The 15,140-nt window shown below is 72.1% G+C and carries 12 protein-coding genes; 8 read left to right on the top strand and 4 right to left on the bottom strand.

Annotated elements, in window-relative coordinates; all coding sequences use genetic code 11:
* Position 1: 1 nt before the first annotated feature.
* Positions 2-673 (top strand): iron-sulfur cluster assembly protein, encoded by a 672-nt coding sequence (locus tag OG439_RS08425; protein WP_326948804.1) that lies wholly within the window; start codon positions 2-4, stop codon positions 671-673.
* An 85-nt stretch (positions 674-758) separates the two neighbouring features.
* Here the strand turns inward: OG439_RS08425 and OG439_RS08420 are convergent, their stop codons facing one another.
* The 3 genes from OG439_RS08420 to OG439_RS08410 form a co-directional block, all read right to left on the bottom strand.
* Entirely contained in the window at positions 759-1,553 is a 795-nt protein-coding gene (locus OG439_RS08420) for a hypothetical protein (protein WP_442792290.1), read from the bottom strand.
* A 128-nt stretch (positions 1,554-1,681) separates the two neighbouring features.
* Positions 1,682-3,181 (bottom strand): CehA/McbA family metallohydrolase, encoded by a 1,500-nt coding sequence (locus tag OG439_RS08415; protein WP_326948803.1) that lies wholly within the window; start codon positions 3,179-3,181, stop codon positions 1,682-1,684.
* A gap of 75 nt (positions 3,182-3,256) precedes the next feature.
* Positions 3,257-3,577 carry a hypothetical protein gene (locus OG439_RS08410; RefSeq protein WP_326948802.1) on the bottom strand — a complete coding sequence of 107 codons (321 nt, stop codon included), beginning with the start codon at positions 3,575-3,577 and terminating at the stop codon, positions 3,257-3,259.
* A 226-nt stretch (positions 3,578-3,803) separates the two neighbouring features.
* Here OG439_RS08410 and OG439_RS08405 point away from each other — a divergent pair, with 226 nt between their 5' ends.
* The 7 genes from OG439_RS08405 to OG439_RS08375 all read left to right on the top strand — a co-directional run bounded on the left by OG439_RS08405 (position 3,804) and on the right by OG439_RS08375 (position 14,093).
* Positions 3,804-4,067: a hypothetical protein gene (locus tag OG439_RS08405; protein ID WP_326948801.1), complete on the top strand. Its 264-nt coding sequence runs from the start codon at positions 3,804-3,806 to the stop codon at positions 4,065-4,067.
* A gap of 142 nt (positions 4,068-4,209) precedes the next feature.
* Positions 4,210-4,449, top strand: coding sequence for a hypothetical protein (locus OG439_RS08400; RefSeq protein ID WP_247050966.1), 240 nt, complete (start codon positions 4,210-4,212; stop codon positions 4,447-4,449).
* A 266-nt stretch (positions 4,450-4,715) separates the two neighbouring features.
* Positions 4,716-10,199 carry an ATP-binding protein gene (locus tag OG439_RS08395; protein WP_326948800.1) on the top strand — a complete coding sequence of 1,828 codons (5,484 nt, stop codon included), beginning with the start codon at positions 4,716-4,718 and terminating at the stop codon, positions 10,197-10,199.
* A gap of 133 nt (positions 10,200-10,332) precedes the next feature.
* A complete protein-coding gene (locus OG439_RS08390; RefSeq protein WP_326948799.1) occupies positions 10,333-10,659 on the top strand; it encodes a hypothetical protein in 327 nt (108 codons plus the stop codon).
* Positions 10,660-10,751: 92 nt separating this feature from the next.
* Positions 10,752-11,924 carry a hypothetical protein gene (locus OG439_RS08385; protein ID WP_326948798.1) on the top strand — a complete coding sequence of 391 codons (1,173 nt, stop codon included), beginning with the start codon at positions 10,752-10,754 and terminating at the stop codon, positions 11,922-11,924.
* Between the two features lie 22 nt (positions 11,925-11,946).
* Positions 11,947-12,630 carry an ESX secretion-associated protein EspG gene (locus tag OG439_RS08380; protein WP_326948797.1) on the top strand — a complete coding sequence of 228 codons (684 nt, stop codon included), beginning with the start codon at positions 11,947-11,949 and terminating at the stop codon, positions 12,628-12,630.
* A 143-nt stretch (positions 12,631-12,773) separates the two neighbouring features.
* On the top strand, positions 12,774-14,093 hold the full coding sequence (locus tag OG439_RS08375) for a M14 family zinc carboxypeptidase (RefSeq protein WP_326948796.1): 1,320 nt from the start codon (positions 12,774-12,776) through the stop codon (positions 14,091-14,093).
* A 1-nt stretch (position 14,094) separates the two neighbouring features.
* On the opposite strand, the gene OG439_RS08370 is transcribed toward OG439_RS08375, so the two are convergent.
* Positions 14,095-15,132, bottom strand: coding sequence for a class I SAM-dependent methyltransferase (locus tag OG439_RS08370; protein ID WP_326948795.1), 1,038 nt, complete (start codon positions 15,130-15,132; stop codon positions 14,095-14,097).
* Between the last annotated feature and the right edge of the window lie 8 nt (positions 15,133-15,140).

Genomic DNA, 15,140 nt, shown 5'->3' with positions numbered 1-15,140 from the left:
GGTGGACGCCTACACCGCGCTGGACGCGGTTCTCGACCCGGAGCTCGACGAGCCCATCACCGACCTCGGCTTCGTGCACACGGTCGACGTCGACGGCGGCCGGGTGACCGTCCACTTGCGACTCCCGACGTCGTTCTGCGCGCCGAACTTCGCCTACCTCATGGCGTCGGACGCGAAGGACGTGCTGACCGCGTTGCCGTGGACGACCGAAGTCGTGGTCATGCTCGACGACCACCACGACTCGGACCTGATCAACCGCGGCCTCGCCGCCGACGCCGGCTACCGCGGCACGTTCGGTCACGAGGCCGAGGAGGATCTCGAAGAGCTCCGGCAGACGTTCCGGCGCAAGGCCCACCAAGCCGCGATGGAACGCGCTTTGACGGTGTTGCTGCGTGCCGATGACGACGTCGACCTGCACGCGGTGACGCTGGCAGACCTGCCGCCGGTGCCCGCTTCGCACGCCCTGCTGCGACGTCGCGAGGCCCTCGGGCTGTCGCTCGAGCCGTCGGCACCGGTGCTGGTCGACGAGCACGGGACGCCGTTCCCGCGTGCGGAGATCCCGCTGCGGCTGCGGTTCGCGCGGTCGGTCCGGATCTCCATCGAGGGCAACGCGCACTTCTGCCGCGGCCTGCTCCGCACCCGGTACCCGGAGTCCACTGTGGAGGCTTCCTGAACGTCGCCGTCCGGAAGCGGCACGAGAGCCGTGAAGGCCTCCTTACCGGCCATAAGAGCCGGGAAGGAGGCCTTCACGGCTTTCGTCACTGGCTCGGCGGCGCCGCCGGGGCCTGGTGCAGTGCGAGATCCGGACCCGCGGCGGTGTCCTGGGCCCAGGCACCGGACTCCGCCGTCCACGTCTGGCCGGCGAAGCTCACCCTGTCGACGCCCAGCGCCTCCGCACGGCCCACCAGCCAGGTCGCGTACGTCCAGCCCTGGGCCGCCGGGTGTGCTCCGCTCAGCTTCGCGGTGCCCAGCTCCGCCGTCGCCGCTGCTGCCACGTCCGCGGGCGGCGCCAGGGTCAGGTTGCGGCAGGTCAGGGCGGCCGGCCACTGGCCGTTGAACGCCGCCGCCATGCCGCGGGCCTGCGTCTCCCACTGCGCGTACGCGTCCGGGGCGCCGGAACGCTGGATGGCCTGGGCCGCCTCGGTGATCGGCATCGTCTCCCAGCCCGGCAGCTTCTCGAGCTTCTCGTAGAACGCCGTCGACGCGTAGACCGGGTCGCGCAGCTGCGCGACCGTGCCCCAGCCCTGGCTGGGCCGCTGCTGGAACAGCCCGACCGAGTCGCGGTCACCGCCCTCGAGGTTCTGCAGCTTCGACTCCTGCAGCGCCGTGGCCAGCGCGACCGTCGCCGCGTGGGCGGGCAGGCCCAGCTTCGTGCCGACGGCCGAGATCGTCGCGGCGCTGTTCATCTGCTCCGGGGTGAACGTGAAGGCCCCGCCGCCGTCCCCCGGTGGCGTCACCGTGCACCCGGGCGACCGGACCGGGCTGCGCACGAGCACCGCCACCACGACGATCCCCGCCGTCAGCACGACGACCGCCCCCAGGAAGATGGCCACCTTCAGGCCACATCCACGCACACTGCCTCCCCATCACCCGTTCGCACCAGTCTGCCCTCTCGGAGGACGCGGGGCGCGGGCCGGGGTTCAGTGGCGGCTTTCAGTGTTCGAGCTTCAACGTTCGGGCTTCAGTGTTCGCCGCCGAGGAAGATCGGGTTCGACATCGCGACCATGGCGTTGGGCGACGTCGTGTTCGGCCCGCCCGAGGGCCGCCGCACCTCGACGCGCACCCAGCGGCTGTAGCGGGGGTAGGTGGTCCAGGTGACGGTCGCCACCCCGGCGTCGCCGACGGTCTCGACGTGCTCCGGGCCCAGCTGGTCGAGGAACGTCACCGTGGTGCCCGGCACCCCGCCGACGGCCGCGCGCACGGTCACCGGCGTGCCGATCCCGGCCGGGAGCCGCTCGCCGATACCCGCCGACCGACCGCCGCCGGTGACCGTGAAGTCCAGCCGGACCGCCGACGACTCGGCCAGCCACGACCGGCCGGCCTTCAGCCCGGCCAGCAGTTCCCTGCGCCGCAGGCGATCGGCGAGCACGACGGTGTGCGGCAGCCCGACGGTGTTGTCCGGGTTGTGCGCGTCCGAGTCGCCGATCGCCGGGATGAACCGGCCGCCGCGCAGCAGGCCGTCCCAGTGGATGACGCTCGCCTCGTCGTCCTGGGTCCACGGGCCGTTCCACACCTCGACGAGGTCGGCGATCTCGTAGGCGAACTCGTACGTGCAGCCGAAGCAGTTGGCGAACGGATGCGCGGCGGTGACCAGGCCGCCCGCGCGGTGCACCTGGTCGGTGAACCGGCGGAAGTCCTGCGGATCGGCCGCGCGGTAGCGCCAGTCGATCCAGGTGCCGGCGGGCAGGCCGATCGCCGGCCAGTGCCCGGACCGCGTCGTGACCTCTTCGCCGTTGAGGATCAGCAGGTCGTCGACGGCGTGCTCGCCCCACTGCAGCTGCGCGCTGGACGTGTTGTGGTCGGTGGAGACGATGAAGTCGAGGCCCGCGGCGCGCGCGTCGGCGACCAGCTGCTCGGGCGTGCGGCGGCCGTCGGAGTGGACGGTGTGGAGGTGGCTGTCACCGCGGTACCAGGCGCGGCCCTTCTCCCGGGCGGGCGCGGTCTCGGGCGCCGGGTTCGGTTTGAACGGCGTGCCGTCCGGCCCGAAGGTGAGCGTGACGTCGACCTGGTAGTTCAGGCCCTGCGGCGCGACGGTGTACGGGCCGAGGATGACGTGCCAGCGGCCGGGCTTCACCGGCCCGGCGAGGTAGCCCGGCGTCGCCTCGGACGCGCTGATCGAGAACCGGTCGCGGAAGCCGCCGGACCAGCCGCGGAAGCCGCGGGCGTTGCCCAGCTCGTGGCCCTCGGGCCCGAACACGCCGATGTCACAGGCGTTCCCGCGGGTGCCGGCGGGCACCGGGGGCTTGTCGTAGGAGTAGACGACGTCGATCTGCTTGACGCCGCGCGGCACGTCGACGGGCAGGTAGTACCAGTCCGGGATGTCGGGGGTGAAGGTGCCGGTGACGGTCCGGGTCTGGGTGCCGCTACCGCCCGGCTGCGCCGCGAACGCGACGCCGGGGAGCAGCCCCGCGGCCGCGGCCAGTCCGCTCGCGCGCAGGAGCGTGCGCCTGCTGAAATCCATGCCGACCTCCGCATCGGTGACGGCCCGACGCTAGGCCGCCAACGCGAACGCGGACAAGAACCGGCGGTGAACTCTTCACCGGCCGGCGCGCTTGGTGAAGACTTTCGCCACCGCGACGACGGCGACGGCCGCGACGAGCCCGAGCCGCGTCACGTCGACGGCCGGCACCCACTTCGCGGAACCGTCCCGCAGAACGAACGCCCCGGCGGGCCGCGCGAGCACCCCGAACCCGGCGCCTTCACGCAGGGGCAGCGTCTCCGCGGCGCCGCCACCCCCGCCCCCGAACACGGTGGTCGCGGGGATCACGACGACGCCGTCCTGTTCGACGGGCTCGCCGTAGACCAGCTTCGCGGAGAAGAGGTCCCGCGCCACCGAGGCCAGCTGTGCGAACTCCATCCGGCCAGCCTGCCCGCGGTTCCCGGGTGGCCGCGTCTCATGCGCGGCGGACTCCTGACGCCTCCAGCGAGGCAGGACGGCCGCCGTTCGTCCGTTCGGGCGAAACGGGCGGGATACGCGAGCAATCCGCCACCGCCGCGCGACATGGAGGCTGGATTCCGAGAGCGCTGGACGAGGCAAGCCGCGACCCGCTCGACCACCGCGTCAAGACCACGAGGAGACACCGATGGGCCTGTTCGGCGGCAAAACCAAAGCCACATCCTGCTTCTTCTGTTCCGCCGATGTCGAGAAGTCGCGCCTGATGGCGCACTACAGCGTTCATCTGATCGAAGTCGAAGACAACAACGGCCAGCAGGCCTACACCTTCACCTGCCCGCGCTGCGGCACGATGGACCAAGCCTGGGGCGGCGGCCGGCCCAACCCGCTCTCCAACGCCACCTCGGCCGTCGCCGTGCACCTGATGGATCGCCACAGCATCCCGCTGCCCTGAGTCCGCGAGCGCGGATCGGCGGTGGACCTGTTCGGCGGCAAACCCGGAATTCCGGCCGTCCGGGGTGTGAACCGGGTGTATCCGGGGCATTAAACCCCGACACCTGTGCTCGGGGAGAACGCCCGCACCGAGGGAGGACGCCATGACCTTCGACTTCGTCAGCCGCTGGCTGGGCCGGCAGCACGACCGGCCCGGGGTCTCCGTGGACCTGTCGTGCGGGGGCCGCGTCACCCTGCGGGAGGTCGACGGGAAGCCCGTTCTCGCGATCACCACCGCGCCCGGGCCGGACGGGCGGTGCAGCGTGGCCGCGGTGCCGTTGTCGGCGGCCGAACGGCGGGAACTGGGGCAGGTACTGGAGTCGGACGTGCTGCTGGCCTCCTGAACATAGGGGTCGCAACAAGATGTTTTCCTAGTCACCCTCGGCGTAGGGTTCCCGTGTGCTTTGTGGCAGACCTCGCGAGAATCCGGCACCGCGCAGTGTGGCGCGGGTCGCCTTTTGTAGGGTTCCCACAAAGCATCGCCTCCGGCATGCGCCATGCCGGACATTGGCCCACCCGTCGGTGATCGACCAGGGTGTAAGCAAGTGCAGGCGACGCTCCGGGACCCGGACGTCGCCTTCTGTGCGTGGGTACTTGGGAGGCTCAGCCGGTGTTCAGTCGTGTCGCCATCGTCAACCGCGGAGAGGCCGCGATGCGGCTGATCCACGCCGTCCGGGATCTCTCCGCGGAAACCGGGGAGCGGATCGAGACGGTCGCCCTCTACACCGACGCGGACCGCACCGCGACCTTCGTCCGCGAAGCCGACATCGCCTACAACCTGGGCCCGGCTTCGGCCCGGCCGTACCTCGACCTCGAGGTGCTGGAGAAGGCGCTCGTCGACACGAAGGCCGACGCCGCGTGGGTCGGCTGGGGCTTCGTCGCTGAGGACCCCGCGTTCGCGGAGCTGTGCGAGAAGGTCGGCGTCACGTTCGTCGGCCCGAGCGCGGACGCGATGCGCAAGCTCGGGGACAAGATCGGCGCGAAGCTGATCGCCGAAGAGGTCGGGGTCCCGGTCGCGCCGTGGAGCCGCGGCGCGGTCGCCACCCTCGAAGACGCCCTGCGTGCCGGCGACGAGATCGGCTACCCGCTGATGCTCAAGGCCACCGCGGGCGGCGGCGGGCGCGGCATCCGCATGGTCGCCTCCGGCGAGGACCTCGCCGACGCCTACGAGCGCACCAGCCAGGAAGCGCTGCGCGCGTTCGGCTCCGGCGTCGTGTTCCTGGAGCGCCTGGTCACCGGCGCCCGCCACGTCGAGGTCCAGGTGATCTCCGACGGCGGGACGGCGTGGGCGCTGGGCGTGCGCGACTGCTCGGTGCAGCGCCGCAACCAGAAGATCATCGAAGAGTCCGCCTCCCCCGTGCTGAGCCCCGAGCAGACCGCCGAGCTGAAGGCCTCGGCCGAGCGGCTCGCCGTCGCCGTCGGCTACCGCGGCGCCTGCACCGTCGAGTTCCTCTACCACCCGGGCGACCGGCTGTTCGCCTTCCTCGAGGTCAACACCCGGCTGCAGGTCGAGCACCCGATCACCGAGATCACCACCGGCACCGACCTGGTCAAGCTGCAGCTGCACGTCGCCGACGGCGGCAAGCTCGAAGGCGACCAGCCGGCCGAGAGCGGCCACGCCGTCGAGGCGCGGCTCAACGCCGAGGACCCCGACCGCGACTTCGCCCCCTCCCCCGGCCGCATCGCCCGGCTGGCGCTGCCCGCCGGCCCCGGCATCCGCGTCGACACCGGCGTCAGCGAAGGCGACACCATCCCGGCGGACTTCGACTCGATGATCGCCAAGATCATCGCCTACGGCCGCAACCGCGACGAGGCCCTCGGCCGGCTGCGCCGCGCGATGGCCGAGACCACCGTGATCATCGAGGGTGGCGCGACCAACAAGAGCTTCGTGCTCGACCTGCTCGACCAGCCCGAGGTGATCGACGCCAGCGCCGACACCGGCTGGATCGACCGCGTCCGCGCCGAAGGCCGCCTGGTGACCCACCGGCACTCCGCGATCGCACTGGCCACGGCCGCCATCGAGGCCTACGAGGACGAGGAAGAGCTCACCGTCCAGCAGCTGCTGAACACCGCGCACGGCGGCCGCCCGCAGGTGCAGCACGAGTCCGGCCGCCCGCTGGACCTCAAGCTGCGCGGCGTCGGCTACCGCGTCGGCGTCGCCCGCATCGGGCAGCAGCGCTTCCGCGTCGGGATCTCGGCCGGCGGCTCGGACGTCCACCACGCCGACGTCGAGGTCAAGCGGTTCGACGCGCACAGCGGCCGGATCGTCGTCAACGGGCAGCGCTTCCGGATCACCGCCGCCACGCACGGCCCGACCCACCTCGTCGAGGTCGACGGCGTCACCCACCGGATCAGCCGCGACGAGGGCGGCGTCGTCCGCTCCCCCGCGCCCGCGCTGGTCGTCGCGACACCGCTGTCGGTCGGCGACGAGGTCGAGGCGAACGCGCCGATCCTGGTGCTGGAGAGCATGAAGATGGAGACGGTGCTGCGCGCGCCGTTCCGCGCCCGCGTCCGCGAGTGTCCGGTGTCCGTCGGCAGCCAGGTCGAAACCGGCGCGCCCCTGATGCGGCTGGAGCCGCTGGCCGAAGGCGCCGAGGAAGAAGACACCACCGAGGCCGAGACGGTCGAGATCGAGCTGCCCGCCGAGCCGTCGGGCGTCTCCGCCGAGGCCCGCGTCGAGCGTGGCCTGCAGGACCTGCGCAGCCTGCTGCTGGGCTTCGACGTCGACCCGGCCGAGCGCAAGCGCGTCCTCTCTGGGTACCTGGCCGCCCGCGCCGAGCTGAGCGGCCGCCCGGTCGAGGGCGAGCTGGAACTGCTCACCGTGTTCGCCGACCTGTCCGAGCTGAGCCGCAACAAGCCGGGCGGCGAGCTGGACACCGAGCCGGACAGCCCGGTGCACAGCCCGCGCGAGTTCTTCCACAGCTACCTGCAGAGCCTCGACATCGAGCGGGCGGCCGTGTCGCCCGGCTTCCAGGCCAAGCTGACGAAGGTGCTCGGCCACTACGGCGTCACCGACCTCGACCGCACGCCGGAGCTGGAAGGCGCGGTCTTCCGGATCTTCCTGGCGCAGCAACGGATGCCGGGCGATTCAGGAGTCGTCACCGAGCTGCTGCGGCAGTGGCTGGCCGGCGCGCCGCCGCTGGAAGCCGACAGCGAGCGCGCCGGGCTCACCCTGGAACACCTCATCGAGGCGACGCAGGTGCGTTTCCCCGTGGTGTCCGACCTGGCCCGTGGCGTGGTGTTCCGCTGGTTCGCCCAGCCGCTGCTGCGTCGCGGCCGCGCCCGCACCTACGCCTCGGTGCGCGACCAGCTGCGGCACCTCGACCACCACCCGGACGCCCCGGACCGCGCCGAGCGGATCCAGACGATGGTGGCCTGCGCCGAACCCCTGGTGCGGCTCATCGGCCAGCGGATCGGCCGCCCCGGCCGCGACCACGCGCCGCTGCTGGAGGTCCTGACCCGCCGCTACTACGGCAACCGCGGCCTGTCGGGCGTCACCGCGCACGACGTCGCGGGCTGCCGGTTCGTCACGGCCGAGCACACCGGGCGCAACGGCGTCACGCGCGTGGTCACCACCGCCGTCGACATCGCCGCCCTGCCCGACGCGATCGGCGCGATCGGCACCTTCGCCGTCGACGTCCCGGACCACGGCCTGGTCGCCGACCTGTACGTCACGTGGGAGGACCAGCCCGACGCCGACGCGATGGCCGTGCGGCTCGGCGAGGTGCTCGCCGGGCTGTCGCTGCCCGCCGGGGTCCGCCGGATCACCACCACGGTGGCCGGCACCAGCGGCGCGGTGATGCACCACCACTTCACGTTCCGCCCCGACGGCGCGGGTTTCGCCGAGGACCGGCTGATCCGCGGCCTGCACCCGATGATCGCGCAGCGCCTGCAGCTGCAGCGGCTGCGCGAGTTCGACCTCACCCGGCTGCCGTCGTCGGACGAGGAGATCTACCTCTTCAAGGCCGTCGCCCAGAGCAACCCGGCCGACGAGCGGCTCATCGCGATGGGCCAGGTCCGCGACCTGACGCCGCTGCGCGAAGCCGACGGCCGGCTGGTGTCGCTGCCCGCGGTCGAGGACGCGATCACCGCGTGCCTCGATGCGATCCGCAACATCCAGGCGCAGCGGCCGCAGAACAAGCGGTTCGACACCAACCGGATCATGATGTACGTCTGGCCGTCGACCGAGATCACCGCCGAAGAGCTGAACACGCTGGTCCAGCGCATCCTGCCGACCACGGCGGGCGCCGGGCTGGAGGAGGTCCAGTTCCTGGCCCGCCAGCGCAACGGCGCGGGTGAGCTGACCGAGATCGCCGTCCGGATCACCCTCGACCCGGGCAACGGCGCGCGCCTGCACGTCGGCGCGCCGACCGACGAGCCGGTGCAGCCGCTCGACGACTACCGCCAGAAGGTGCTGCGCGCGGCCCGCCGCGGCAACGTCTACCCGTACGAGCTGACCGGCCTGCTCGCCGGGCCGGGCGGCAGCTTCACCGAGCACGACTTCGACGGCTCCGGCGCGCTGGTCCCGGTCGATCGCCCGAAGGGCAAGAACTCCGCGGCGATCATCGCGGGCGTCGTCACGACGCCGACCCAGCGCCACCCCGAGGGCGTCACCCGCGTCGTGCTGCTCGGCGACCCGACGAAGGCGCTCGGCGCGCTGTCGGAGCCGGAGTGCTCGCGCGTCATCGCGGCGCTGGACCTGGCCGAGCGGATGCAGGTGCCGCTGGAGTGGTTCGCGGTGTCCGCGGGCGCCCGGATCTCGATGACCTCGGGCACCGAGAACATGGACTGGGTCGCCGCGGCGCTCAAGCGGATCGTGACGTTCACCCAGGACGGCGGCGAGATCAACGTCGTGGTCGTCGGCATCAACGTCGGCGCGCAGCCGTACTGGAACGCCGAAGCGACGATGCTCATGCACACCAAGGGCGTCCTCATCATGACGCCGGACTCGGCGATGGTGCTGACCGGCAAGCAGGCGCTGGACTTCTCCGGCGGTGTGTCGGCCGAGGACAACTTCGGCATCGGCGGTTACGACCGCGTGATGGGCCCGAACGGCCAGGCGCAGTACTGGGCGCCGAACCTGCCGGCCGCCCGCGACGTGCTGATGTCGCACTACGACCACACCTACGTCGTGCCGGGCGAAACCGGGCCGCGGCGGGCGAGCACGAACGACCCGGTCACCCGCGACGTCTCGCCGTTCCCGCACGCGGTCGTGGGCAGCGACTTCACGACCGTCGGCGAGATCTTCTCGGCCCAGCACAACCCGGACCGCAAGAAGGCGTTCGACATCCGCACGGTGATGCGCGCGCTGTCGGACCAGGACCACCCGGTGCTGGAGCGCTGGGCGGGCATGGCCGACGCGGACACCTCGGCGGTGCAGGACGTGCACATCGGCGGCTGGCCGGTCTGCCTGGTCGGCATCGAGTCGCGTTCGGTGCCCCGCCGCGGCTTCCCGCCCACCGACGGCCCGGACGCCTACACCGCGGGCACGCTGTTCCCGCGGTCGTCGAAGAAGACCGCGCGGGCGATCAACGCGGCGTCGGGCAACCGGCCGCTGGTCGTGCTGGCGAACCTCTCCGGGTTCGACGGCTCGCCGGAGTCGCTGCGCAAGCTGCAGCTGGAGTACGGCGCGGAGATCGGCCGGGCGATCGTCAACTTCGCCGGCCCGATCGTGTTCTGCGTGATCTCCCGCTACCACGGCGGCGCGTTCGTCGTGTTCTCCAAGGCGCTCAACCCGAACATGACGGTGCTGGCGCTGGAGGGCTCGTTCGCCTCGGTGCTGGGCGGCGCCCCGGCGGCGGCGGTGGTGTTCTCCGGCGACGTGAACAACCGCACGGCGACCGACCCGCGGGTGACCGAGCTGCAGACCCGCGTCTCGGAGACGAGCGGCGCCGAGCGCGCGGCGTTGAACGCCCAGCTGGCCGAGGTCCAATCCTCGGTCCGCGCGGAGAAGGTCGGCGAGGTGGCCGCGGAGTTCGACCGCGTGCACAACATCCAGCGAGCGGTCGAGGTCGGCTCGGTGGACGCGATCATCAGCGCGGCCGAGCTGCGGCCGCGCATCATCGAGTCGATCGAGCACGGCCTGAAGAAGTAGGTTTTCCGGAACCGGGGCCGATCACCGAGGTGGTCGGCCCCGGTTCCGTTTCCGGCGTAACGGCCCGGGCGAACCGCACGACTGTCCCCTTGCGACGCACACTGTGCCGTACCGGAGGGAGGACCGAACCGCCGTGACACCCGCCGACGCCCGATTCCCGGACATCGCGCTGGATCCCGCACGGCTGCGGGAGATCTCCGGCCGGCTCGCGGACGCGGCCGAGCTCTTGCGCCGCGCGGGATCCGCGCACGCCGTCCCGGTGGCCTCTCCCGCGGACGATCCCGCCAGTCTCGGGTACACCGCACGGCTCACGCCGCTGTTCGCCGCGGGACAGGAGCACCTCGAGCGGGAAACCGCGTACCTGAACGAGCTGGCCGCGAAGGCCGGCGAAGCGCTGCGGCGGCTGAGCGGGCAGGACGCCGACGCGGCCCGAGCGTTCCCGCCGGTCCGGCCCAGCTGACCCGCGCAGGCCCGGATTCGGAGGCATTCTTGTTGTTCCCCTGGTCGAACCATCATGTGCAGGCCATCGCCCACCGGAGCGCCCCCGCGTCCGTGCGGACGACGGAGGAGGCCGTCGCGTGGTCCGCCGACCTCGTGCGCCAGGGCACCGAGGCCCGGGTGGTCTCCGTCCAGGACCTGACGGGCATGGTGACGCGGGGCGGCGGAAGTGAGTGGGCCCGGGCCGCGAAAGCGACGCAGGAGGCTGCGATCGCACACCGCGAAGCCGCCGACATCCTCTACTCCGTGCTCGCGCAGCTCGACTCGGCCTGGCAGGGCAGCGGGGCCGACGCGGCCGCCGGCAGCGCCCGGAAGTTCGGGCGGACCGTCGAGACGACCGAGTCGACGTTCGCCCGCAACTGCCTCAACATCACCGAGGCCGACCTGGCGTTCCAGAACCTGAGGACCCAGCTGGCTCGCTTGGGGCCGCGGCCGGAGAAGAACCTGTTCGACAGCCTGTCGTTCTGGGACACCGACACCGAGAAGGCGATCACGGCCTACAACGAGAAGGCGGCGCAGTACCTGGAGCGTTACCACGCCTACGCCACCCACCTGGACGACCAGGCTCGCGCTCTCCGGCACGACTGGGGCACGGAGGAACCCGGCGGCGCCACGACGTCCTCGGCTCAAGAGGTCCGAAGTCCGCTGGGCACCAGCGGGGCATCGGCATCGGCCGCCGCCGGGACGCCGATCGGCCATCCGCCCGGCGCGCCGGAACAGGCCGCGCAGCCGGGCGCGGCCGGCCCGCAGCTCGGTGCCGCGCCGGTGCCCAGCGGAGCAGACTCCCGGATCGCGGCCGGTCCCCCGTCGCTCGCCGGTGCGTCCTCCTCCGGGACGACCTCGACCACCGGTTACGTGGCGACCGGCACCCCGGCGTCCCCGATGGCCCCGCAGTGGCCCGGTGGCGGCCCGGCGGCTTCGGCTCCTTCGCCGTCCGGCCCGACCGTCCCGGGGGTCGGTGGGAACTTCCGCGGAAACCTGCCCGGCGGACCGGCGGGAGCGCCTCGCGGCGGCTCGAGCGGGGTGCGCGAAGGGACCCGTGGCGGCGGGCGCCCATCCTCCCCCGGCTCGACCGCGCCGGGCACGCGGTCCCGGCGCGAGGACGACCGGGTGCACGAACGCAAGTACGTCCTCGACGACGGCTCCCTGTTCTCCGACGACGAGCGGCACGCCCGCGTCGACCCCGAAACCGGCCTGACCACCGTCGATCCCACCATCGGCGCCTGAGCACTCGACCGGAGAACCGCCCATGCCCGTCCTCGACGAGCCCGTCGTCCTGCCCCGGCTCGCGTTCCTCACCGCCTGGCGGATGCTGGACCTCGGCGACGCCCCCGCCGTCCTGGGCACCGATCGGCACCACTGGATCCGCGAAGACGCGGTGCGGGAGCTCGAAGACCGCACGATGGCCGCGCTCACCCGGCTCGGGCTCGCTCGCAACCACCGCCTCAACGACCTCTGGCGCGGGTCGTTGCGCATCCTCGCGCACGCCGACCACGAGTTCTATTCGTGGAGCGAGCACCGGGACGGCGGATGCGGTGCGGTCCTGATCGCCGCGCGCGGCGAGGAGGCGGTGCGGCTCGTCGCCGACGACGCGGCGGTGCTCGTCGAGCCCGTGCGACCCACCTGGCTCGCGACGAGCCTGCTCGACACCCTGCCCGACGCCGACGGCGCGAGCGTGCCGGACCAGCAGCTGCCGGACCACGCCCTGCCGGCCTGGCTGGAGCAGGCCCCTCGAGACGCCGTCCACCAGCTCTACACCGCGCGGCGCACTCGAGACGGCCGGATCCGCTCCCGCCCGCTCACCGCACTCGACCTCACCGACGGCGGCCGCGTGCTGACCTACCCCGCCGAAGACCGGACTGTCGTGATGACTTCGGGAACGCCCCAGGCGATCGTCGCCCTGCTGAACGAGACCCACACCGGGCTGGGCTGACCGGGCGCGCCGTCGTTGGGCGGTTTCGCGACTTTCGGGGGTATGGCGGGTTTGTCCCGCACCGACACACTGTGCGTGCCGGTTCGGTGACCGTGGGCTGCCGAGCCTGGCGCCCATCCGTGCGGCCGTGAGGAGATCCCCCGATGGCGTCAAGGTCCCTGTCCCGGCTCGCCCTGGTGGCGGCCGGCACGCTGCTCGCTTCCCTGCTCGGGAGCAGCGCCACCGCGCAGCCCGCCGACACGCCCGTCTTCTGGCGCGTCCCGGCGACCGCCGCGCAGGCCGCCGCCCTGACGAACGCCGGTTTCGACGTCGAAGAAGGTGACGCCGGCTCGGTGTACGTCGTCGGCGGCAAGGCCGTCGCCGCGCGGCTGCAGGGCCTCGGGTACCGGCCGAGCTTCTACGACACCGTCTACAAGGAACTGCCCGCGCAGGCGAATTCCCTGGCCGCGGACACCTTCTACGGCGGATACCGCACGGTCACCGCGCACGAGGCCCACCTCACGAGCGTCGCGGCCGCGCACCCCGACCTGGCCACGAAGTACACGATCGGCCAGTCGTGGAAGAAGCAGCAGGGCCAGGGCGGGCACGACATCCAGGCGATCTGCCTGACCAAGAAGCAGACCGGCGACTGCACGCTGTCGACGACGTCGAAGAAGCCGAAGTTCTTCCTGATGGCCCAGATCCACGCGCGCGAGCTGTCGACCGGTGAGCTGGCCTGGCGCTGGATCGACTACCTCGCCGACGGCTACGCCACCGACGCCACCGCGAAGTCCATTTTGGACACCACCGAGGTCTGGGTGGTGCCGATCTCGAACCCGGACGGCGTCGACATCGTCGCCTCCGGCGGCAACTCGCCGAAGCTGCAGCGCAAGAACGCCAACAACACCCGCGGCGGCTGCTCCGGCACGAACATCGGCATCGACCTCAACCGCAACTCGACGTTCAAGTGGGGCGGCGACTCCAACTCCCCCTGCGCCGAGACCTACCAGGGCGCGAGCGCCGGCTCCGAGCCCGAGGTGAAGGCCCTGGAAACCCTGGCCCGCTCGATCTTCCCGGACCAGCGCGGCACCGGCAACAACGACCCGGCGCCGACGTCGGCCAAGGGCACGATGATCACGTTGCACAGCTACGGCAACGACATCATCATCCCGTGGGGCTTCACGCAGGCCACCTCGCCGAACGACGCGCAGTACCGCAAGCTGGGCGCGAAGTACGCCGCGTCGAACGGCTACCTCGTCGGCACCAACGAGGAGACCGTCGGCTACGACACCAGCGGCACCACCGACGACTTCACCTACGGCGAGCTCGGCGTCGCCAGCGTGACGTTCGAGGTCGGCGGCTCCAGCGGCACCTGCGGCGGGTTCCTGCCGCGCTACACCTGCGTCGACAGCACGTTCTGGCCGAAGAACAAGGGCGCGCTGATCACCGCCGCGAAGGCCGCGGCGGCGCCGTACCAGCAGTGACTCACACGCGGCAGACGTAGATGCAGTTCTGCGGACGCGGGGACCCGAGCACGTCGACGTGCCGGAACCCCGCGTCCGCGAGCATGTCGCGGGCCGTTTCGGTGCCCCACATGGCACCCAGCGCGGCCCCGCCCTCCGCGAGCGATGTCGTGGTGCAGTACATCAGGCTGATCGAGTAGCAGAGCGCGGCGAGCGGGTTGCCGACGTTCTTCGCCACATCGCTGGAGAAGAACGTGTCCACCATGAAGAACAGCCCGTCCGGGGCGAGCGCGCCCCGGATCCGCCGCAGCACGACGTCCGGCCGGTCCTGGTCGTGGATCGCGTCGAAGGCGGTGATCAGGTCGTACGGCGGATCGGCCGTCAGCTCGGCGGCGTCCCCCACGGCGAACTCGGCGTTGGGCAGGCCGGCGTTGGTCTCGTTCGCTTGCGCGACGACGCCGGGGTTGATGTCGAGGCCGGTGAACCGCGACGCGGGGAACGCCCGGGCGGCGACGGCGATCGCGTTCCCGGTGCCACAACCGAGGTCGAGCACCCGTGCGCCGTTGCGCAGCTTCTCGGTCAGACCCGGCACGGCGCCGAAGAAGCCGTCGACCAGGTGCTCGCGGTAGATGTGCTTCCAGCTGTCGCCGGTCTTCGCCCCGAGCGTCTCGAGGTAGGGCCCGTACGCCGAGCGCGGCACGCCCCCGCCTTCGGCGAAGCTGCGCTCGAGGTCGGGCAGGATGCCGGTGAACGCGGTGAGCGTCAGCAGCGACGGCATGAGGTTCGACGCCGTGTCGCCGAGCAGGAACTTCGCGTGCTCGGGCGGGAATGCGTACTCCCCCGCGTCGAAGGTGAAGATCCCGCCGGTGACCATCGCGCCCAGCCACTCGCGGACGTACCGCTCCTGCAATCCGGCCCGTTCGGCGAGCCCCGCGCTGGTCGCGGGCCCACGAGCGGCGGCTTCGAAGAGCCCGGTCCGGTGTCCGAGCCCGATGAGCATGGTGAGCGCGCCGCCGGTCATGGTCGCGGTCAGGTGCGCAGCGAAGTCCTTTTCCTCCATACGGTCCG

The sequence above is a fragment of the Amycolatopsis sp. NBC_01307 genome (genome assembly GCF_035975215.1).
Lineage (GTDB): Bacteria > Actinomycetota > Actinomycetes > Mycobacteriales > Pseudonocardiaceae > Amycolatopsis.
Note: the sequence above shows the minus strand (reverse complement) of the source record. Positions and strands in the feature narration are given on the sequence as shown.

Excerpts from the sequence above, each read along its gene's own strand:
- OG439_RS08415 (WP_326948803.1), bottom strand. The coding sequence starts at position 3,181 with ATGGATTTCAGCAGGCGCACGCTCCTGCGCGCGAGCGGACTGGCCGCG.
- OG439_RS08410 (WP_326948802.1), bottom strand. The coding sequence starts at position 3,577 with ATGGAGTTCGCACAGCTGGCCTCGGTGGCGCGGGACCTCTTCTCCGCG.
- OG439_RS08405 (WP_326948801.1), top strand. The coding sequence starts at position 3,804 with ATGGGCCTGTTCGGCGGCAAAACCAAAGCCACATCCTGCTTCTTCTGT.
- OG439_RS08400 (WP_247050966.1), top strand. The coding sequence starts at position 4,210 with ATGACCTTCGACTTCGTCAGCCGCTGGCTGGGCCGGCAGCACGACCGG.
- OG439_RS08380 (WP_326948797.1), top strand. The coding sequence starts at position 11,947 with ATGCCCGTCCTCGACGAGCCCGTCGTCCTGCCCCGGCTCGCGTTCCTC.
- OG439_RS08375 (WP_326948796.1), top strand. The coding sequence starts at position 12,774 with ATGGCGTCAAGGTCCCTGTCCCGGCTCGCCCTGGTGGCGGCCGGCACG.
- OG439_RS08370 (WP_326948795.1), bottom strand. The coding sequence starts at position 15,132 with ATGGAGGAAAAGGACTTCGCTGCGCACCTGACCGCGACCATGACCGGC.